A 17,967-nucleotide genomic window follows, 5' to 3' on the forward strand; every position below is an offset into this window, starting at 1 on the left:
ACCGGCAGACCAACCCGCAGCATGGCTGCCAGGAGGGAGGTGTTGCCCGTCACCAGCGCCGCGCGGATCAGGCCGATCTGCGCGAGCACCGCCCCGACCTTGGTGGCGACCCAGAGCCCGAAGAACGCCTCCGCGACGGTCTTCCAGCCGCCGACCGCCTTCGCCGCGTCGTTGGCACCGACGATGAAGTCCCGGATGCCCTTGCCGACTTCGTTCCAAGGCATCTCGCGCAGGGCCTTGGCGAACTCCTCCAGCTTGGCGACGATGTCGGACTGGATCCAATCCTTGTTGGCCTCGATCCACTTCTGGAACCGCTCGATCAGGTCGACGATGACCGGCGTGACCCGGGTCATGATCGCCCGGCCGAAGCTCTCCGAGGTCTGCCGCAGGGTCTCGATAGAGGTCTGGAGCCGCTGCGCCGCCTCGGTGTCTTCCTTCCGAACCAGGCCGACCTTGCCTGACTTGGCCAGAGCCTCCATCAGCTTGGCCCGGCCCTGGATCAGCAGCGCGGCCGTGTCCTGATCCACGCCCGCCTGCCGCAGCAGGTAGTTCGCCATCGGCGCACCGTTCCGATCGGCGGTGCCCTTGGCCGCGTCGGCGAGGTCACCGAACGTCGTGGTCAGGTCGGTGTTCAACCTGATCTGCTTGCCGCTCAGCCCCTGAAGCTTGGCGAACCACGGCAGCGCACCGGAATTGCCGGTGGTCTTCAGATCCATGATGGTGTCGGACAGCTTCTGGAATGAGCCGGCCGCTGCGTCCGCCGAGCCACCGTTGCGGGCCACCGCGTTCGCCAGACCCGAGATGGCTTCCGGGGTCGAGCCGATCCGAGTAGCCAGCCGCCCCAAGGCCGCGTCGGCGCTGGTGATGTCGGCGACGAAGTTCTTGATCTCGCGCCCGGCCGTGAAGATAGCGAACAGCTTGAGGGCGTTGCGGGCGAGGCGTTCAACGGCGTCGCCGGCACTGTCCAGGCTCTTCTCGATGCCCTTGCCTTCCTTGACCGCGTTCTCGCGGGTCTTGGCGAAGGACGTCATCGCCTGCTTCTCGCCCTTGATGAAGGCGGAAGGATCCAAGCCTAAGCTGACGGTGAGCGCGTCGATGACGGTCGGCATATCAGTCCCTCACGATGCTGAGGCCGAGACGTTCCCGGCGGGACGCGGCCATGGCGGGCTCGGCCAAGTTCCTGAATTTCTCCACGCTGCCACCGGCCCTGGCGAAGGCGGCAAGTGTGCACATGGCGAAGTACAGTTCCGGGTCAGGGTCCGGGGCTTTGGACACCTTCCAATGCCGCTGTGCTGTCCGCTGCGCCTCGATGGCAGCTTGCACGGCAGGATCGGCTAGCAGATGATCGATCTCGCCCATCGCTTCCTCACGCCGCAATCTTCGAGGCCGATATGGTCGTGAACCACTTGCCGGCCGGTGTCTCTGACTCCAGCTCGTGAGCGATGTTGTAGATGTTCCACTTGCCGCATGCCGGCTTTAACTGGCTCTCGACCTCGATGGAGCCGCCGTACTGCAGCGCCGGGTTGTACAGCGTCGTCACCTCGATCCCGGAGGACGTGAACGCGGGATAGCCGCGCATGCCGGTCGACGGCGAGACCTTGGTGGGACCACCCTGCCGGGACTTGCCCCGGATCCAGATCGCCACCGTGTCCCGGTCGATCACCCACTGAATGCCGGCCGCATGAGCGAGGGCGCGCATCTGAGAGTTGGCGTCGCCCCACAGGTAGGGGTTCATCAGTTTTACGGCGACGCCGTTATTCTCGAATTGGTATCCGGCCTTCTTTGCGACCCGCTCGAAGGTCTGCGCCACGTCGGTCGAGCCCTGCACGCTGGTGGGCTCCGTGGGGGCGACGGCCGTGTAGGCGCCCGCTAGCGCCTCGATCCGGAAGGCGACCTGCGGCTGCGCGCGGGCGTCCACGAAGCCCGCGATGATCGTGCCCTTGAACACGACCGAGGGTGACGTGCCGTCCTCGTAGGCCAGCACGGTGACGTAGTTCTGACCGACGGCGTTTAGCTGGCTCGGCAGGATGGTGAGCTGGTTCATCATCGACAGCGACAGGCCGAAGATGCCGATGGCCGCCTTGCCCGAGTCGGGGCTGCCCGCCTGCTCAATCACCACCGAGACGCGGTGGCCCTTCAGGTACGCGGAGTTGCCGCCGCCCTCGAACTGGCCGTTGGCGAGCTGGAACTGCACGTCGAGGTACTTGCGGGTGAACGTCATGCCGGTGCCTTCTCAGCGGCCCCCGGCACTGGGTGCGCCGGGAGCCATGTCGGGTGTGACACCGAAATCAACAGCGTCAGCGCAGCATTCGCCTGCTGCTGAAGCAGTGACTGACGAAAGACTGCGAGTTCCCCGAAGCTACGCAGGCTATCTGTTATCCAAACTGCCATTTGAATGGCGTCAAGCTTAGTTCAGAGGGGGTCGTCATGGCGTCAGGTAGGGCTGATATTGACGTGTCCGACTGATCGATCGCAACATATTTAGACCATTTTCGAAGAAATTGCACTCTAAAAGTACGAGATGCTGCCTGCGCGACGCTGCCGCTCAAATATGTTCACTCGTGTCCACCTATGCTTACTAGTGTCGATTGAGATTACACGATCTATTGCGACGAGCGCTAAAACAGGACTGTACGTTGCCCGTTTTGTCGCGCTAGCTGAAGTCGGCAATGCGGGCGTGCGTCATCGTTCGGGCTCCGGTGAGGGCTCGTGTGGGTCGGGTCGGTGGGCGAAGGAGAAGTGCGCCGCCGTGGCGCGCTCAGATCGCGCTCAGATCAGGCGGCTATGGGCAGCGGCTCCGCGGGGCCGACAGCCTTGGGACCACGCGCAGGCTTCGCGGCGGCGAGCCGCGCGAGGCATTTGGCGATCCGGTCCATCCCGGCCGACAGATCCCAAGTCTCGACCGAATAGACGCCCGGCGCGATGTCGCTGCGACCGCAGCATTGCAGATTGCTGAGGTAAGCCGCGAAGGCGTGCACGCCGGCCAGCGTCTGGACCTCCGTCACGACCAGCTTTTCAGTGGCCGTCTCGTAGGCCTTCCTGGCGGCGTCGTATTCGGCGGCGCACTTCGACCGGCCGCGCTTGGGCCAGAGGAACGACGCCTCGACGCGAAACTCCTCGTGCGCCTCGCGGTGGGCTGCGATGGCGGCGAAGATCGGATCGGGCTGCTTGCGGGCCATGGGTGCGGACCTCAGTGAGCGGCGGCGCGGTGGGCGGCCTTGGCGACCTGCCACGTGGCCTTGAGGGCGGAGGACATCGCCACGGCCCGGGAAACGTTGCAGCGCTCCTGGATGCCCGTGGCGGCCTTGCACGCGGCGGCCATGATGGCGGCGCGGTCGTAGCGGCCGGCGACGACGAGAGGGCGGGTGCGGGCACCGAGCTGCACCAGGGCGCGGGCGCCGAGGAGGCCGGTGGGGATCTTGGCGCGGTCGTCGCGGATATCGCGGAGGGCGGCGTTCCAGGAGATGCGGCGCTGGAGGGACATGATGGCCTCGACACACAAAATTTATTTACCTCGCCAAATTGATCTTAGGTCGATCTGCTGTCAACCCGTTTTGTGTAGATTGCCAAAAAATGTTTACCGGCGTAGGCTCCTGCTATGTTCGCCCCTGCCCTATCGCGCGCTGCTCGCGGCCTCATCGACTGGTCCCAATCGGACCTTGCTGCCGCGTCGGGCGTCAGCCTCTCAACGGTGAGGGATTTCGAGACCAGCAAGAGGACGCCGATCGCGAACAACCTCGCGGCGCTCCAACGCGCCCTTGAAGCCGCGGGCGTCGAGTTCACCAACGGCGGCGAGCCGGGCGTGAAGCTCAGACGGAAGAGCTAGCTATGTCGCAATTCGAACTTCTTCCGCTCCGCTGCGGCCATATCGTCGATCATCCGGTTGAAAGCTTTCTTTACCGGACCAAGACCAGCGAATTGCGGATCGATGCGCCCTGCATCGCTTGGTTGCTACGCAGTCCCACGGATCTGATCCTAGTCGACACCGGGCCCGGCACGCGCGTTCAGGCGCCCCAGCACTACCGCTCCAACGATCCCGATGACCTACTCCCACTTGAGCTGGTACGGGTCGGCATAAAGCCGGATGCGATCAAGACGGTCATTCTAACCCATCTACACAATGATCACGTCGGTGGCGCAGAACACTTCCCGGAGGCTACTTTCTACGTGCAGTTGAAGGAACTGCAGGAGGCCGTCTGGCCCGTACCATTCCAGCGTCCGATCTACGAGGTGAACCGGAGAGGCCACGCGCCTGCTTGGACGAGTATCCTGGACCGCTACGTGGCGCTGGACGGCGACACAGCGATCTGCCCCGGTGTGTCCACCGTCATGCTGCCCGGCCACACAAGCGGGTCACAGGGTGTACTGGTGGACACAAATGCGGGACCACACCTGCTACCTGGGGATTTGGTCCCGCTAGCGGATAACTGGAAAGCCAACGGCGCTTCCTGGATCCCGAACGGCAATCACACCGATCTGTATGCCTGTGAGCGCAGCTTTCAGCGACTCGCCGCGCTGGGTGCAACCGTTCTGCCGTCGCATGATCCGCGGGTGTTCGATCACGCCACGTATCCTCTGCCGCAGCTTGCCCAGGATACTGCCTGATCAGACCGAGGGGATTTCGCCATGCGCTCACGTTGGACGCGCCTGCTGCCGGTGATGATGATAGCCTTCATCATCGCCTTCATGGACCGGACCAACATCGGCTTTGCGATCCCAACTATGGGGAAGGAGCTTGCCCTGGATCAAGGCGCCCTCGGGTTCGCGTCCGGGGTTCTCTTCTTGGGCTACGGTGTCACTCAGCCGCTCGGCGGATGGATCGCTGACCGAGGCTATGGCCGCGCACTGATCGCGACGCTCATGGTCCTCTGGGGCGTGACGGAGGTTGCGCTGGGATACATCGAAACTCCCACGCAGCTCGCGGTCGTCCGCTTCCTGCTCGGGTTCTTCGAAGGCGGCATCTTTCCGACCCTGCTCCTATTCGTCCGCAACTGGTTCGCCCCGTCCGAGCGAGCACGAGCCAACGGTGTATGGCAACTCGCCTACCCTCTAGCCGCCATGCTTAGCGGCCCAATCGCCGGCTTCGTTCTTGAGCATGGCACATGGCGGACACTCTTCATCGTCGAGGGCATCTTCCCGATCGTTTGGGCGGCGGTTTGGCTGTGGGGGGTTGCCGCCTCGCCGCGCGAGGCACGCTGGCTAAGCGACGCCGACCGCGAGGCCCTGATGGCGCGATTGAACAGGGAAACAGAGCTTCCGGCTGCTTTAGCTGCAGGATCAAGCCTGACTGATCAGATGAAACGGCCGGCAGTCCTTCTGTTCACCGTGGCTGTTTTCTTCTGGAACATCGGGTTCCTCGGCTTCATCATTTGGCTTCCGAGCGTCATCCACCAGGATGCCACGCTGAGTCAGACTACCGTTGGCTGGTTAAGTGCCATACCGTTCGCTGCTGCGATGGTCGCTATGCAGTTCCTGACTCGGTTGTCCGATCGCACTCGCGATCGGAGAACTTTCTCCGCCGGGCCCATCATGATCTGCGGCGCCTTCCTCGTCCTGGCAGGGTTAAGCTACGCCACGAATACTCTCACAACGAACATGATCTTGCTCACGCTGGCCGGGTCTATGTTGTACGGATCGCAGCCAGTGCTCTGGTCGATCCCCGGCGACATCGTTCCCCGACATCTCGCGGGTGCGGTCACCGGTGTTATGAACGCCGTTGGCGTCCTCGGCGCATTCGCCGGTCCATTCCTCGTCGGCTACGTACGAACGATGACCAGCAGTTTCTCGATGGGCCTGAGCGTGCTCGGAGGTTGCCTGCTACTCGCTGGCCTACTCCTCTTCAGCATCCGTGAGGCAGGACCGCGTGTGGCAGCCGACAAGCTACAACGGCCGGGCGCTGCCGTGACATGAGGATCGTGGAAGCCTTCGAGGGCGCCGGCCTGGAGTTCATCCCCGAGAACGGCGGCGGGGCTGGGATCCGGTTCCGGGAGCGGAAGGGGTGATCACGGGCCCGCAGCTACGTGCGGCTCGGATCGCGCTTGGCTAAAGCCCAACAAGGTTGGCCGAGCGCGCCAAGGTCCCTCAGGGTGTGGTGGCGCGAGCTGAGGGCAGCCTTGGCGAGCCGGCAGTCACGATCGCGCAGCTCAACGTCATGATGCAGGCCCTGCGCGCTGCCAGGGCCAGCTTTCCTGCTGCCAAACCTGATCCTCGCGAGGGCAAGGACCAGCTGTAAGCCTCCCAGATGCGCGTTCTACGGCAGTAGCCCGGCCCAGATCGCAAGTACGAGTGCGATCAAGCCGACTACAACCGCAGCGATGAAACTGGACATCTCAGCAACTGGCTTGTCATTGGAAGGCGTCCTCACGCCGGTTAGTGCACCGCACTGGGGGCAGATCCTCGCAGACCGATCAATCTGCCGCCCGCAGGTTGGGCACGTCGAGAACAGCATCGGACCGCTCTATCGGTCTGAGGAGCGCGAGGATGAGTTAGGGCGTCAGCCAGGGAAATCCGCATCGACATCTGTATGGACTGTTGCTTGCAGGGGCCTTCGCAGATGCGGAGGATTAGCGCGTGCGTCTCGATCTCGACGAGCAGGGTGGCTGGCTCATCAAACCTGCGGAATTAGCTCGGCGGCTTGGCGTAGCGGAATGGTCATTGCGAAGGGAGGCCGCTCTCGATTGCATCGATAGCCGTCTTGATCGTGGATATGGCCGGGATGAGGGCCGCTCGCGGGTGACGATCACCGTTGGCAAGGTCAGCTGGCAGGGCATCTTCGGCCCCAATAGTCAGCTGCTCTCTGAATTTCGCTGGGAGTCTCAGCGGAGCACCATGGCGATCAACAGGCGCAGGGCTATGCAAGACGTCGAGGCCGACCGGCGCGCCGGCAAGGAAAGCGCCGCCAACCTGAAGAGCGCCTGATCCTTCCCGATCCGGGATCGTCTGGCGGCCGAACGTTGAAGCTCGGCTAACCGTTCTCGCCCATCCTGATCTCGGGCCGCGTCGCGTACTGGCCCCAGCCGTCAGGAACGGCATCGAGCCCCGCGAGCCCGTGATCAGATCGGGCGGCGAGGCCGAGTCGACCGGTGTCGCGAGTACCTTGGCAGCAGCATGTGCCGACGCTTCTGCTTCTGCCCGTCACCTGCTCGCAAAGGGCCGATCGCTCGGCGAGGTGCTGGATGGACAATGCTTTCAGATCAGCGACAGCACCGGGCTGGTCCTTGCCATGATGCCCTTCAAGGAAGCGATCATTCCGAGGTAGGTATCCCAGCAGGAAGCCACTGGCGCAGGGGTATCGAGTGGCCCCGACCCACGGTGGGCAAGGTCCTTTTCGCCGCATAGCCTACCGATGCCAGGAACCATGCCGTCGCGCCTTGAATACCCTAACTTGAACGCTTAGCGCTCCAGCTCCCTGTACACTCGACCAGGGCGCCCATCGTCTGCCAGGTCCCACTGCCGGTTCCCTTCGGATCGAGTCTGCCGCTGATCGGGACCTTGTTCGTGCCCTTGGTTATCGTGGCCGTGACACCGCCTTTCGCAGATACGCCTCCATCAATGCCGATGTCCTCACCAGAATAGGAAACGTTGCTGTTCCTGATCCGAACCGCGTAGTGCGTGCTAGGCGAGCAGGGCCCGGCATTGGTGACGGCATCGATGTTCCAGCTACCGTCGAAATGGTCGGGGATCTTGACGCTTCTCTTGGCGGCCTCAGCCGGACCGAGGACGGACAGAAGGCCAATGACCAGAGTTGGGATGAAGATGCGCACCGTGATGGGCTCCCGCAATTGCGATCGGGAGCCGACCGGACACGAGGAGAACAACGCGATTGGCCGAAGAGTTGCCGGCCGTCGGCAAAATGTAACCAACTTCTCTCAGAATTTGCCTCACAGCCCGCTGTCATAACGAGAACGATAATCGCGCATTTGCTAACAAATGATCAGATTTCTCAGCATGATGATCCAATAAAACAACACATGATATCGGGATCTTTATAACCTCAGTCCATATTGAAGTAACGCTGCACTCAGCGGCGTGGAGGTCGCATGTACAATCCCTTCTTCTCTTCGTTCATGCTCGCGATCGAAGCTCAGCGGGTGATCGAGTTGCGGCTGGTTCGTCTCGCCTGGGGTGGCCGCGAGGGCCGGGCCGAGATGCAGTCGATGGTGACCGAGAAGGTTCACGCTGCTGCCGAGGCGATGACGACGTTGATGCTCGGCGGCTCGCCCGAGAAGGTCATCACACGCTACCGTGAGCACGTCGCTTTCAACACCAAGCGGCTGTCGGCAGCCTGATGCGACGCGTCAGTCGCGCCGAGCTTCGACGCTCGCGCGCTCGACCACAGCCCGCAAGGCTGCGCTGCCTTCCATCACGAACCAGGCCCGCAACATGCTGGTGGTTTCACGCGTGTCGTCCGACCGCTCGCGGAACAGATCGCGTAGCGGGCCAGCTCGCGCCCCATGAACATGTCGAGGTAGCTCGCACCCTTCGTTCGTGCGAGGTCGACGAGGGCGTCGCTGAGAACGCGCTGCATCATCTCGCCCACCATGGCCGAGGCGTACACTGCCTCGGCACTGCCCTGTTCGGGATCGCTCATGATTAACCCTATTGCCCCGCGCCGTGGCGCCCCGTTTGGGCCTTGCAGGCGGAATTTCCATCGGATCACCAGCGAGATAGCTCAAACCGGCTTCAGATGTCGTCGCAGCCAGCGGCTCGCATCTTCCAGCGTGGGGAAGGCGGAAACCCGCTGCCCTTGCAGCCGGCCGAACCCCGCCTCCAGAAACCAGCTCCCGACATTGTCATGCTTTGGCTCGGCGAGGCGCACCAGAACCGCCACGAGCAGGCCATTGGCGATCACCAGCATGCCTTCACGGTCGGGGCTGTTGGTATCGACCGCAATCGGCTGAAGCTGCAGCACGACCAGCGTCTCGACGTTGCCCCGCCCAGACATCGTCTAGCCCTCCTGGGCTCGACCGGGCCAACTCAGGTCGCGGCGATCACCCCAGCGCGTGCTGCGCAGGTGCAGGTAATTCGGCGTGAAGTTGCAGAAAGCCTTCAGGCGCTCGACGTCGAGGATGGTCAACACCCGGCGCTTGAGATGGATCAGGCCGAGCGCGCGCAAATCCCGCAGCGTCCGGTTCACGTGCACGTCGGACAGGCCTATCGTCTCGGCGATCTCGGTCTGCGTCAGCGGGAACGCGTAGCTGTTGTCGGTGACGCGCCCCACCGCCTCCAGCCGCATGAGAAGCTCGCAGAGAAGGTGGGCGATGCGCTGGTCCGGAGCGCGTGCTCCCATGTTGACCAGCCACTCGCGTAAGACGGCACCGTCGACCAAGGAGCACCACCAGAAAGCGCGCGCAATGCTCGGGTGATGGGCTGCGATCTCGTCGATGGCTTGGCGCGGGATATCCACGACCTGGCAGGACGAGATCGTGCCGATGGTGTGGTCCATCTCGTCGAGGATGAAGACGTTCAGGTCGCAGAAGTCGCCCGGCACCAGGTAGGCCATGATCTGGCGCTGGCCGTCCGAGAGCACCTTGTAGCGGCAGGCGAAGCCGTCGAGGATCAGGAGGACGTTATCAGGCTTGTCGCCTTCCTGGATCAGATCCTGGCGTGCACCGACCTGCCGGACCTTGAGGACCAGACCGTTCAGGGCCCAACGGGCTTGGTCAGACAACGGTTCGAAGCTCTCAAGCTTCCGCGTCAACGCCTGCTGCATCGGACGGCCCTCATGAGTGAGAGAACGAGGCGATCGTCCGGAAGGTATCCCTCGAAGGAACGCTGGGCGGAGCGTCGCCGATCCAGCGAAGACATCGCCGGCGCGATTTTGGAGGTCCGCACCCTGTTCGGCAACCGATAATCTGCATCGGAAACGGCCCCGCCACCCGAACCGGGCAACGGGGCTTGAGTGCGCTCGGGTCGGAAGGGGCCATGCGAGCGATGAAGGGGCAAGGAACGCTCGCGCGGCCAGCTGCGCTCACATCATCGCGGCTACAGCCGGACACTCATGCCAGCGGATGGAGACATCTATCTGATCAAAAGATAGGATTTGACGAGGTTCGCACTCGATCGCGTCGTATATACGGATCTTGCAAAACGTGCGTCCTGATCAAGGTCGTGCTGAAAGCCATGCCCTCGACGCGCTGTGGAAACAGAGGGTGATGAGAAATTAGTGCCACGGGTGAATAATCGCTGCAGAAACGCGTCTTATGACAGAACACGAAAATAACATCGGTTTATCGGGTTGACCATCATCAGCTAATCCAATCCAGGTGCTGATGGCCGGGAGAGCCGTGCGCTTCCACCTGCATTGCCAAGGTGAAGCGCCATGAACTCAGCCCCCAATCAGCACGCCATGGGCATGCTCATCCGTAAGCTGGAGAGCATCGCCACTCTCTCGAAAAAGGAGCGTCAGGCGATCGAGAGACTGCCGGTGCGGATCCACAATCTCGACGCCAGACAGGACATCGTGCGCGACGGCGACCAGCCCACGCATTGCTGCCTCATCCTCGACGGATGGGCCTGCCGGTACAAGCTCCTCAGCGAGGGCAAGCGGCAGATCTTCTCTTTCCACGTCGCAGGCGACATCCCGGATCTGCAGAGCCTGCACATCCAGACCATGGATCACGGTCTCACCACGTTGACGAATGCTGTCGTGGCCTTCATCCCGCACGAGAGCCTGCGGGAGCTGACGGCGCGCCACCCTGGCCTGGCGGCTGTCTTCTGGCGCGACACGCTGATCGATGCGGGCATCTTCCGCGAGTGGCTCATCAGCATGGGCCGCCGCTCGGCCTTCGAGCACGTCGCGCACCTGTTCTGTGAACTGTACCTGAAGCTGCAGGCAGTCGGCTTGGCCGGGGATCACCGCTGCCCGCTGCCGATCACCCAGACCGATATTGCCGACGCGCTGGGGCTCACGCCCGTGCACGTCAATCGCGTGCTGCAGGAGATGCGCGGCCGGACCCTGATCACGCTCCGGAGCCAGATGCTCGTGATCCAGGCGTGGGACGAACTTCTGCAGGTCTCCGAGTTTGACCCAACGTACCTGCAGCTGGAGAAACGAGCGGCCAGATGACCCTTCGCCTACAGCCGGTACAGGTCGCGACGGGCAGCTACGATGTCGACGGCCAATTAGTCTTCGCTGACGGCTTGCTCGTGGCGGTGTTGGTGCGCCTCTCGGACGATCACAATGACTTGGCTGGGATGTGGTTCCTGGAGGCGGGCTTCGGGCGGGTTGTCACCACGGAACTCGCGCTCTTTGCCGACATCGACAAAGCACAGAGCTGGATTGAGCAGCGCCTGGCGCACGCGGCCTGAGTTCGGGACGCTTCGGCCGCCGCCATGCGCCCGTTGGGACGGTGCGGGAATTGGCGGTGAAGAGGCTTGCCCTGCCCCGCGCGACCTGAGCGCGTGCCAAGCGGCGAAGACCACCGCGCAGAGCCGTTCATACTCGCTCATCCGCGGGCGGGCATGCTGCCGGGACGCCGGTGAGATAGACGACCTCCCCCCGCCAGCCCGTGATCGGATCGGTTGGCTGGGCCGAGCCTCCCTAGCCGATCGTCATCATACCGTTGGCGTACCTGCAATCATGGCACCAGATCTGAAACTCGATCGTCTCGCGCCTCGTAGAGGGCAGATGGCTCGTAAGCATCCGCTCCCGGTGTCGTACCTTACCTCTCGGTCCAATCGTGTGAGCGTAGTGCCGTGCACCACGTATGCGGGATGCTTCCGCTGGATCATTACCTCGGCTGACGGCCAGCGATCGGAGCAGTCACCCTACTCCTATGCCACGGCGGCAGGAGCACGAGCGGTCGGCAATATCCGGCTACGGGAGATCAACACGAAGATCTAACCGTTTGGCCACCCCCGTTCATTAAGCGGCGTGCCTGCTGGCGAACAGGCTCTCTCAAATTCAAGCTGCGGCGGACCGCCGAGCGGACCCGCCACAGCGTTACTTCGTAAGCCCCATATCGCTCAGGCGCCGCCGGCCAAGAAGGGCGTAGCTGCAGCCAGCACCGCTGCCTTGGTCAGCGGCGCGTCGAACGCCCCATCCCAGCCGACGAAGCCGCGCACCCGCCGCACCTCTGCCGCGTGCCGCGCCTCGACGGAGTGGATCTGCAGCGCCGTCGTCAGCACCGGCGTGCCCTGCAGGTTACCAGCCTGGCCCTTGTAGGCCGCCACGCCGAGATCCTCGAACGTGCTCGACAGCGTCGTAAACGTGTCGAAGTTCGCGAACACATCCGGGTACTTGCCCTTGGCCGTGAAGTCGAAGGCCGGAGACGGGATCGCGGCGGCGCCTAGTGCCCCCTGCAACAGTCGCACGTGCTCGGCCTCATGCCGGGCGAGCTGCGTGAACACGGCTCGGTAGCGAGCCGGGATCAGGCGGGGCGTGGCCAGCGCCGTGCGATAGAACTCCGCCTCCAGGTACTCCAGGGTCAGGGCGAACCGGAGCACGTCCACCACCTGTCCCGGCAAGCCCTGAGCGAAGACTTCGGTGGAGGCGACGGCGAGCACCGTCGGCGCGCTGGCGAGCGCCCCGAGTGTGCCGACGGCGCGGTTAAACAGGCCCCGGCGCGAGGTCATCCGGGCAGTCATGTCGGGATCAAGGGTCTCGATCAAGGTGGGAGCAGCAGGCGTGGATGCGGTCATCATGGCGTCCTCTGTGGCGGGGGCGAGCGTCGACCGGGCGATCACGGCAGTTGGCTCGCGCTGACGGGGGTGAGGACGAACGGAACCACCTTCGGCAGCACCTGCGAGGGGACGAGCGCGCGGTCGAGGCCGTTGCCGTCCACGATGTCGTTGCCGGCGAACGCTGCACTGTAAGGGTTGAGCATGTCGCGGATCGTGGCGGCGTGGCGCGCCTCCACCGAGACGATCGAGCCGGCCTTGACCAGAAAGTCGGGGTTGCGCAGGAGTTGGCCGGCGCCGTTGTAGGCGGCTACTCCGAGGTCCTCGAAGGTGCGGGCGGTGCCGAGCACGCTCTGACGACTGGCGAAGTTGACCCGACTGAAGTCGACCTGGAGGTCAGGGATCGCGTTGCCACCGAGTGCGGAGCGGAAGAACTCGCGGTGAGCAACTTCGTGTTGCTGGATGCCGGTGAGGCTCTGCTCGTCTGAGGGATTGAAGCCACGATAGGGCTGCTGCAGCACCTGGGTGTAGAAGGCGGCCTCCAGCTGCTCCAGGGCGTAGGCGTAGTTGAGGACGGCGAAGTCACCCTGGCCGAGGTCGACAGTGCCGCCGGCGAGCGTGGCGCCACGCTGCGCGAAGGCTTCGGCGAGGTTCAGCTCCAGGAAGGCTGTTGAAGCGACGAGGATGCCGGCGGCCTTGAGCAGCCCACGGCGCGGGCTCGCGGTGGCCTGATACTCAGTATCGCATTTTGGATGAGCCGAGCGGATCACGAGCACCTCCCATTTGCGGCGAAATCGTGGCGCCGTAGGACAGGCTGCGATGATGCGGTCAAGATCGGCAATAACACAGATTAGAAAATATTCTAAAATCTGCTAAAAGCACAATATTTATAGGATCATGTAAAAAATTTGATCCTTGCGTGAAACTTTCGCACCAGTTCATCCGTAAAGAGTGATTTTTTGTAATTTCTGTCTGTTGCATATCAGATAAAAATTGTTCTCTTTTAGGAACTTAGACGATAGTTTTGGTCTTTCACGAGCTATGCGGGCGATAAGTCCGCGTTCTGAAGGAGATCTCGCATGAAGAAGATCACGCTGACCCTAGCGACCGCTACGCTGCTCGGCGGCTTCGCCCTTGGCGCCGGCGCTGCCTCGGCAGCCCCTATGTCCGTCAATAGCTTACAGGCCGATCAGTCTGGCATCACGCAGGTGCAGATGATGCGCGGCGATCGCATGATGATGAAGAAGCGCATGATGCATAAGCGGATGATGCGCCATCACATGATGAAGAAGCGGATGATGCACCGCATGTGAGGTATCTAGCGTCGAGCATTCGGGAGGGCTCCCCCGGGAGCCCTTCTATCGAAGCCTGCTTCGCCCTGACCGAGGAGGCTCAAGACGTGTCCCGCACTTACCTGGTACGCTCCGCATCCGATACGGCCGAGATTGAGCGTCGGCGCTGGATGTTCCGGCACCCGGTCGTTATCCGTCTCACCCACTGGGTCAACGCGCTGTGCCTGCTCGTCCTGCTGATGAGCGGCTTGCAGATCTTCAACGCACATCCAGCTCTTTACTGGGGCAAGGTCTCGACTTTCGACACGCCTCTGCTGGCGATGACATCGACCGAGGACGACCCGCCGAAGGGCGTGACCACGGTACTCGGGCATACCTTCGAGACCACCGGCTATCTCGGCTCGTCACCCGGCGCCGATGGCGAGCCGGCGGACCGCGGCTTCCCGTCTTGGCTGACCCTGCCGAGCGACCAAGACCTCACCGGTGGTCGTAGCTGGCATTTCTTCTTCGCCTGGGCCTTCGTCCTGAACGGACTCGCCTACCTGCTCTACGGCCTACTGAGCGGCCAGCTCCGGTTCCGCGTGATCCCGTCCGGCGACCAAATCCGGCATTTCGGCGCGTCGATTTGGGAGCACCTCACCCTGCGCTTCCCGCAGGGCGACGAGGCCAAGCGCTACAACGTCATCCAGAAGCTCACCTACCTCGTCGTGCTGTTCGTGCTGCTGCCGATGCAGGTGCTCGCCGGCCTGGCGATGTCGCCGGCCATGGACGCAGCGTTCCCGTTCCTTCTGACCCTGTTCGACGGCCGTCAGTCGGCCCGAACAGTCCACTTCGTTGTGGCAGGCCTGCTCGTGCTGTTCGTGCTCATCCACGTCGCCCTGGTGGTGCTCTCGGGCTTCTGGAACAACATGCGCGGCATGCTCACCGGCTGGTTCGTGATCGAGCGCAAGGTCGAGCCTGCCGCTGACGGGACGGGGGGGGCAGCGTGAGCCGCCAGCCCAACCGGCGCACCCTGCTCCTCGGCGCCACCGCCGCGGCCGGCACCGCGATGCTGGGCGGCTGCGACCGTCTCGGCGAGGCGGAGTGGTTCCGGCGTACCCTGAAGACCGGCGAGGACGCCAACCTGTTCGTCCAGCGCCTGTTCCTGACCGAGCGGACCTTGGCCCCTGAATTCGCCGAGGCGGATATCTCGCCCTGGTTCAAGCCGAACGGCACCGAGGACCCGCCGGACAAAGCCTACAAGGCACTGGCGAGGGGCAAATTCGCCAAGTACCGCCTGGAGATCGGCGGGCTCGTCGAGGCCCCGTTCAAGCTATCCCTGGCCGAGCTGCGCAGGCTGCCGGCCCGGACGCAGATCACCCGGCACGACTGTGTCGAGGGCTGGAGCGCCATCGGCAAGTGGACCGGGGTTCCGCTCGCCGAACTCCTAACCCGGGCCAAGCTGAAGCCGGAAGCCCGCTTCGTCGTGTTTCACTGCGCCGACACCATGGACCAGGACGACGACGACGACACAACGGCGGACGAGGACGACGCGCCCGCCGGCAACGCCAACCCCGCGATGACGAAGCAATCGGGAGGCGGCGAGGACAGACGGGACTCGGGCGGTCAGCAGGCGTCCGGCGCCGCCTCGGCCGATGGTCCCGCGTCGGTGCGATACTACGAGAGTATCGACCTGGTGGACGCCTTCCACCCGCAGACCATTCTCGCCTACGAGATGAACGGGAAGGACCTGCCGGTGGCGAACGGCGCTCCCCTGCGCCTGAGGGTCGAACGCAACCTCGGCTACAAACAGGCCAAGTACGTCATGCGCATTGAGGTGGTCGAGGGTTTTGCCGACATCGGGGACGGTAAGGGCGGCTACTGGGAGGATCAGGGCTATGCCTGGTATGCCGGCATCTGAGTCGTAGGATCGGACGTGAGATGCGCAACCAGGTCCTTGCCAGAACGGTCTGTAAGCCAGCCTAATGCAACAGGCCGGGGCGAGACAACCAGCCGCATCCCAGCTCGCTCCCCGTCAGCCATCTCCGCCAGCAGCTCTGATGTCTGAGGCCCGTGGCACCTGCCTACCGGTCTATCGTGCGCGTGGCCGATCTCTGCGTTGAGGACCTGTTTATCCGATGACCACATCACCAAAGCGTGATGCATCGTATAACTTCTTCTCCTGTTTTATAGCGGGCAACAGGAGTTTCATCCCATGCCCTATAGCCGATTAACTGCACACCTTTGCTTAGCCGCAGCTCTATCGCTCACCGGTATCGTCGCGGCGCGCGCGGCGACCGTCTCTGACGAGGACAAAGCCTTCGTCGCCAAGGTCTCGCAGGGCGGAATGTATGAGGTCGAGTTAGGCAAACTGGCTGAGAGCAAGGGAGCCCGCCAGGACATCAAGGACCAGGGCAACACCGAGGCGCACGACCATGGTCTCGTAGGCGACAAACTGAAATCGATCGCCACCGGTGCAGGGCTCTCCTCCCCCGACACGCTCAATGCCGAATTCCAGGCCCGGCTTGATCGGATGAAGGGCCTATCGGGCGCCGCCTTCGACGCAGCCTACGTCAAGGACATGAAGGCGATCCACGATGCGGACGGGGCGGCCTTCGCCAAAGAAGCTAAGTCTGGGACCAATCCCGATCTGAAGGCCTTTGCCGCTGAAACCCGTCGCATCGTGCAGCGCCACCTCGGCGAACTCGGTGCGAAGACGAACTGAGACCACTTATGCCGGCATGACGGCACCGGCCGGGCGGCCATATCATCACGGCTCGTCCGGCCTCGCGCGCAACCCCGACCGCTCCGCGGCGGATAATCCTGAGATGGGTCCGAGAGGGGTCTTGGGGAAGCCTCGGTGTGTCGCCGGCGTCATCGCGGGCGGATGTTTCATCCGGTTAAACGACCGGTGCGACGCAGCTCCCAAGAAGGCTTTCCGCTCTGGTCGTTCCCTGAGGTTTTGACTGTCTGCCCGCTACCACCACCGGTCGAGCACTGCGGGGTTGACGGCCGATGCAGCTTCCTCTCCGGCGGATGAAGCACCCGACACTGGCCTTCGAGGCGGCTCCGACGTGCTCTGGGCACGTCCAGCAGCAGGGAAGCAGGCAACACTAACTAGAGCAGCGAGGAGCGCGATCGAGCAGCGCATGATGATCAAGCCAATCCGTCCTTGGCTGCCTTGTCCGGATCGTCAGGCTTGGTCTCGGCCTCTTTGACCGGGTCCTTGCTCTCAGGCTCGCTACCGCTTGTTGGGTCCGGCACGTTGACGTTCGGGATCCGCACCGTCGGCGGCACCACGCTCACACCCGGTGGCTTGTCTGTCTTAGCCATGGCCATAGCGCTCCTTGTGATGCTGAGCCGTCACGCGGATCAGGCGACCCGCCCCACGTCTTCTCTGAGGGTCGCAGATCCTGCGCGATTGGCAATCAGGGCTGAGAAGCGGCGAGCGCCTCGACCTCCGTCAGCGCCGTGATCCGCTCACTTGCCGCCACCACCACCCTGAGGCAGGGGCCGCTCCGGCTGGCCAGCATTTCCACCGGCTGCGGAGTTGTTTGTCACGGTGTCGGCGGGTTGGCCTGTCGGAGTCCCTGTCACAGTGGCTGGCGCACCCGTCGAACCGGGCTGAGGTGCGGCTACGCCGGGTGTCCCCGGAGCTGTTGCGGGCGGCGCTGCCGCCGGTGCCTGAGCATAGGCTACGCCGGACAAGAGCAGCATGAACGGGATAGGCGTGACGAGGGTGCGCTGACGTATCAATGCCTCCGTGTCGAAGAACGCCGGTAACGCGTGTGTGAGGAGGATGGTTCGCGATACTTCGGAAGCCTGATCGCGCAGTTGCTCACGCTGGGATGCGGTCGATGCTGGCGGTGTCCTCGGCGGACACGCCGTTCTCGCGGTGGCGGAAGTCGGAGAGCGCCCGATAGACCTTCAGCCGCGCCCGCATCACCGAACCGAGCGGCCGGTGCGCCACGAGGCTGTGCGCGGGGCGGAAGGTCATCACCTCGTCGAAGTAGCGCACCCGCTCCGGTGAATAGGCGTCTTGGCTCGGCAGGCGCAGCGTCGCCACGGTCCGGTA

24 protein-coding genes and 1 pseudogene are annotated in these 17,967 nt (G+C 63.5%); 11 read left to right on the forward strand and 14 right to left on the reverse strand.

Going from position 1 to position 17,967, the window contains the following annotated elements; genetic code table 11:
* The 5 genes from MKL01_RS06630 to MKL01_RS06650 all read right to left on the reverse strand — a co-directional run.
* A partial coding sequence (locus MKL01_RS06630; protein ID WP_243904425.1) for a hypothetical protein occupies positions 1-1,109 on the reverse strand: 1,109 nt, incomplete at its 3' end.
* 1 nt (position 1,110) lies between these two features.
* Complete coding sequence (locus MKL01_RS06635) at positions 1,111-1,359, reverse strand: hypothetical protein (RefSeq protein ID WP_243904426.1); 249 nt, start codon at positions 1,357-1,359, stop codon at positions 1,111-1,113.
* 7 nt (positions 1,360-1,366) lie between these two features.
* Entirely contained in the window at positions 1,367-2,221 is an 855-nt protein-coding gene (locus MKL01_RS06640) for a baseplate hub protein (protein ID WP_243904427.1), read from the reverse strand.
* Positions 2,222-2,774: 553 nt separating this feature from the next.
* Complete coding sequence (locus MKL01_RS06645) at positions 2,775-3,179, reverse strand: hypothetical protein (RefSeq protein WP_243904428.1); 405 nt, start codon at positions 3,177-3,179, stop codon at positions 2,775-2,777.
* 11 nt (positions 3,180-3,190) lie between these two features.
* A complete protein-coding gene (locus MKL01_RS06650) occupies positions 3,191-3,484 on the reverse strand; it encodes a hypothetical protein (protein ID WP_243904429.1) in 294 nt (97 codons plus the stop codon).
* A gap of 114 nt (positions 3,485-3,598) precedes the next feature.
* On the opposite strand from MKL01_RS06650, the gene MKL01_RS06655 reads away from it, so the two are divergent.
* From MKL01_RS06655 to MKL01_RS06665, 3 genes are read left to right on the forward strand one after another with little or no spacing between them, the layout of a single operon-like run.
* Positions 3,599-3,826 (forward strand): multiprotein-bridging factor 1 family protein, encoded by a 228-nt coding sequence (locus MKL01_RS06655; RefSeq protein WP_243904430.1) that lies wholly within the window; start codon positions 3,599-3,601, stop codon positions 3,824-3,826.
* 2 nt (positions 3,827-3,828) lie between these two features.
* On the forward strand, positions 3,829-4,605 hold the full coding sequence (locus MKL01_RS06660; RefSeq protein WP_243904431.1) for an N-acyl homoserine lactonase family protein: 777 nt from the start codon (positions 3,829-3,831) through the stop codon (positions 4,603-4,605).
* 21 nt (positions 4,606-4,626) lie between these two features.
* Positions 4,627-5,910 carry an MFS transporter gene (locus MKL01_RS06665; RefSeq protein ID WP_243904432.1) on the forward strand — a complete coding sequence of 428 codons (1,284 nt, stop codon included), beginning with the start codon at positions 4,627-4,629 and terminating at the stop codon, positions 5,908-5,910.
* A 340-nt stretch (positions 5,911-6,250) separates the two neighbouring features.
* On the opposite strand, the gene MKL01_RS36115 is transcribed toward MKL01_RS06665, so the two are convergent.
* Entirely contained in the window at positions 6,251-6,448 is a 198-nt protein-coding gene (locus MKL01_RS36115; protein ID WP_409566208.1) for a zinc-ribbon domain-containing protein, read from the reverse strand.
* Positions 6,449-6,570: 122 nt separating this feature from the next.
* Between MKL01_RS36115 and MKL01_RS06670 the strand changes: the two genes are divergently transcribed.
* Positions 6,571-6,918: a DUF6522 family protein gene (locus MKL01_RS06670; RefSeq protein WP_243904433.1), complete on the forward strand. Its 348-nt coding sequence runs from the start codon at positions 6,571-6,573 to the stop codon at positions 6,916-6,918.
* Between the two features lie 461 nt (positions 6,919-7,379).
* Here MKL01_RS06670 and MKL01_RS06675 read toward each other — a convergent pair whose 3' ends face one another.
* The gene (locus tag MKL01_RS06675) at positions 7,380-7,763 is read right to left on the reverse strand and encodes a heme utilization protein (RefSeq protein WP_243904434.1); all 384 of its coding nucleotides are present in this window, start codon (positions 7,761-7,763) and stop codon (positions 7,380-7,382) included.
* A 276-nt stretch (positions 7,764-8,039) separates the two neighbouring features.
* On the opposite strand from MKL01_RS06675, the gene MKL01_RS06680 reads away from it, so the two are divergent.
* Positions 8,040-8,288 (forward strand): hypothetical protein, encoded by a 249-nt coding sequence (locus tag MKL01_RS06680; protein WP_243904435.1) that lies wholly within the window; start codon positions 8,040-8,042, stop codon positions 8,286-8,288.
* 74 nt (positions 8,289-8,362) lie between these two features.
* Here MKL01_RS06680 and MKL01_RS06685 read toward each other — a convergent pair whose 3' ends face one another.
* From MKL01_RS06685 to MKL01_RS06695, 3 genes are all read right to left on the reverse strand, one after another.
* Complete coding sequence (locus MKL01_RS06685; protein WP_243904436.1) at positions 8,363-8,590, reverse strand: hypothetical protein; 228 nt, start codon at positions 8,588-8,590, stop codon at positions 8,363-8,365.
* An 81-nt stretch (positions 8,591-8,671) separates the two neighbouring features.
* Positions 8,672-8,944 (reverse strand): hypothetical protein, encoded by a 273-nt coding sequence (locus MKL01_RS06690; RefSeq protein WP_243904437.1) that lies wholly within the window; start codon positions 8,942-8,944, stop codon positions 8,672-8,674.
* Positions 8,945-8,947: 3 nt separating this feature from the next.
* Complete coding sequence (locus MKL01_RS06695; RefSeq protein WP_243904438.1) at positions 8,948-9,712, reverse strand: Crp/Fnr family transcriptional regulator; 765 nt, start codon at positions 9,710-9,712, stop codon at positions 8,948-8,950.
* 609 nt (positions 9,713-10,321) lie between these two features.
* On the opposite strand from MKL01_RS06695, the gene MKL01_RS06700 reads away from it, so the two are divergent.
* Both MKL01_RS06700 and MKL01_RS06705 read left to right on the forward strand, forming a co-directional pair.
* On the forward strand, positions 10,322-11,068 hold the full coding sequence (locus tag MKL01_RS06700; RefSeq protein ID WP_243904439.1) for a Crp/Fnr family transcriptional regulator: 747 nt from the start codon (positions 10,322-10,324) through the stop codon (positions 11,066-11,068).
* The gene (locus MKL01_RS06705) at positions 11,065-11,310 is read left to right on the forward strand and encodes a hypothetical protein (RefSeq protein ID WP_243904440.1); all 246 of its coding nucleotides are present in this window, start codon (positions 11,065-11,067) and stop codon (positions 11,308-11,310) included. Before MKL01_RS06700 ends, MKL01_RS06705 begins: the two co-directional genes overlap by 4 nt.
* Positions 11,311-11,967: 657 nt before the next feature.
* Here MKL01_RS06705 and MKL01_RS06710 read toward each other — a convergent pair.
* Entirely contained in the window at positions 11,968-12,645 is a 678-nt protein-coding gene (locus MKL01_RS06710; RefSeq protein ID WP_243904441.1) for a ferritin-like domain-containing protein, read from the reverse strand.
* A 38-nt stretch (positions 12,646-12,683) separates the two neighbouring features.
* Positions 12,684-13,391, reverse strand: a complete 708-nt coding sequence (locus MKL01_RS06715; RefSeq protein WP_243904442.1) for a ferritin-like domain-containing protein — start codon at positions 13,389-13,391, stop codon at positions 12,684-12,686.
* Between the two features lie 309 nt (positions 13,392-13,700).
* On the opposite strand from MKL01_RS06715, the gene MKL01_RS06720 reads away from it, so the two are divergent.
* The 4 genes from MKL01_RS06720 (at position 13,701) to MKL01_RS06735 (ending at position 16,617) form a co-directional block, all read left to right on the forward strand.
* On the forward strand, positions 13,701-13,934 hold the full coding sequence (locus tag MKL01_RS06720; protein WP_243904443.1) for a hypothetical protein: 234 nt from the start codon (positions 13,701-13,703) through the stop codon (positions 13,932-13,934).
* A gap of 149 nt (positions 13,935-14,083) precedes the next feature.
* Positions 14,084-14,902: a cytochrome b/b6 domain-containing protein gene (locus tag MKL01_RS06725; RefSeq protein ID WP_243904447.1), complete on the forward strand. Its 819-nt coding sequence runs from the start codon at positions 14,084-14,086 to the stop codon at positions 14,900-14,902.
* Positions 14,899-15,813 (forward strand): molybdopterin-binding protein, encoded by a 915-nt coding sequence (locus MKL01_RS06730; protein WP_243904444.1) that lies wholly within the window; start codon positions 14,899-14,901, stop codon positions 15,811-15,813. The genes MKL01_RS06725 and MKL01_RS06730 overlap by 4 nt, the downstream gene beginning before the upstream one ends.
* Before the next feature lie 294 nt (positions 15,814-16,107).
* A complete protein-coding gene (locus MKL01_RS06735) occupies positions 16,108-16,617 on the forward strand; it encodes a DUF4142 domain-containing protein (protein WP_243904445.1) in 510 nt (169 codons plus the stop codon).
* 431 nt (positions 16,618-17,048) lie between these two features.
* Here MKL01_RS06735 and MKL01_RS06740 read toward each other — a convergent pair whose 3' ends face one another.
* Entirely contained in the window at positions 17,049-17,225 is a 177-nt protein-coding gene (locus tag MKL01_RS06740) for a hypothetical protein (protein WP_243904446.1), read from the reverse strand.
* A gap of 505 nt (positions 17,226-17,730) precedes the next feature.
* Positions 17,731-17,967: pseudogene (locus MKL01_RS06750) on the reverse strand (catalase); the annotation flags it as partial.

It is taken from the genome of Methylobacterium sp. J-070 (assembly GCF_022829385.1).
In the GTDB taxonomy this organism is placed as follows: domain Bacteria; phylum Pseudomonadota; class Alphaproteobacteria; order Rhizobiales; family Beijerinckiaceae; genus Methylobacterium.

Coding starts and splice junctions, on each gene's coding strand:
- MKL01_RS06635 (WP_243904426.1), bottom strand. CDS start 1,359: ATGGGCGAGATCGATCATCTGCTAGCCGATCCTGCCGTGCAAGCTGCC.
- MKL01_RS06640 (WP_243904427.1), bottom strand. CDS start 2,221: ATGACGTTCACCCGCAAGTACCTCGACGTGCAGTTCCAGCTCGCCAAC.
- MKL01_RS06645 (WP_243904428.1), bottom strand. CDS start 3,179: ATGGCCCGCAAGCAGCCCGATCCGATCTTCGCCGCCATCGCAGCCCAC.
- MKL01_RS06650 (WP_243904429.1), bottom strand. CDS start 3,484: ATGTCCCTCCAGCGCCGCATCTCCTGGAACGCCGCCCTCCGCGATATC.
- MKL01_RS06655 (WP_243904430.1), top strand. CDS start 3,599: ATGTTCGCCCCTGCCCTATCGCGCGCTGCTCGCGGCCTCATCGACTGG.
- MKL01_RS06660 (WP_243904431.1), top strand. CDS start 3,829: ATGTCGCAATTCGAACTTCTTCCGCTCCGCTGCGGCCATATCGTCGAT.
- MKL01_RS06665 (WP_243904432.1), top strand. CDS start 4,627: ATGCGCTCACGTTGGACGCGCCTGCTGCCGGTGATGATGATAGCCTTC.
- MKL01_RS36115 (WP_409566208.1), bottom strand. CDS start 6,448: ATGCTGTTCTCGACGTGCCCAACCTGCGGGCGGCAGATTGATCGGTCT.
- MKL01_RS06680 (WP_243904435.1), top strand. CDS start 8,040: ATGTACAATCCCTTCTTCTCTTCGTTCATGCTCGCGATCGAAGCTCAG.
- MKL01_RS06685 (WP_243904436.1), bottom strand. CDS start 8,590: ATGAGCGATCCCGAACAGGGCAGTGCCGAGGCAGTGTACGCCTCGGCC.
- MKL01_RS06690 (WP_243904437.1), bottom strand. CDS start 8,944: ATGTCTGGGCGGGGCAACGTCGAGACGCTGGTCGTGCTGCAGCTTCAG.
- MKL01_RS06695 (WP_243904438.1), bottom strand. CDS start 9,712: ATGCAGCAGGCGTTGACGCGGAAGCTTGAGAGCTTCGAACCGTTGTCT.
- MKL01_RS06700 (WP_243904439.1), top strand. CDS start 10,322: ATGAACTCAGCCCCCAATCAGCACGCCATGGGCATGCTCATCCGTAAG.
- MKL01_RS06705 (WP_243904440.1), top strand. CDS start 11,065: ATGACCCTTCGCCTACAGCCGGTACAGGTCGCGACGGGCAGCTACGAT.
- MKL01_RS06710 (WP_243904441.1), bottom strand. CDS start 12,645: ATGATGACCGCATCCACGCCTGCTGCTCCCACCTTGATCGAGACCCTT.
- MKL01_RS06720 (WP_243904443.1), top strand. CDS start 13,701: ATGAAGAAGATCACGCTGACCCTAGCGACCGCTACGCTGCTCGGCGGC.
- MKL01_RS06725 (WP_243904447.1), top strand. CDS start 14,084: ATGTTCCGGCACCCGGTCGTTATCCGTCTCACCCACTGGGTCAACGCG.
- MKL01_RS06735 (WP_243904445.1), top strand. CDS start 16,108: ATGCCCTATAGCCGATTAACTGCACACCTTTGCTTAGCCGCAGCTCTA.
- MKL01_RS06740 (WP_243904446.1), bottom strand. CDS start 17,225: ATGGCTAAGACAGACAAGCCACCGGGTGTGAGCGTGGTGCCGCCGACG.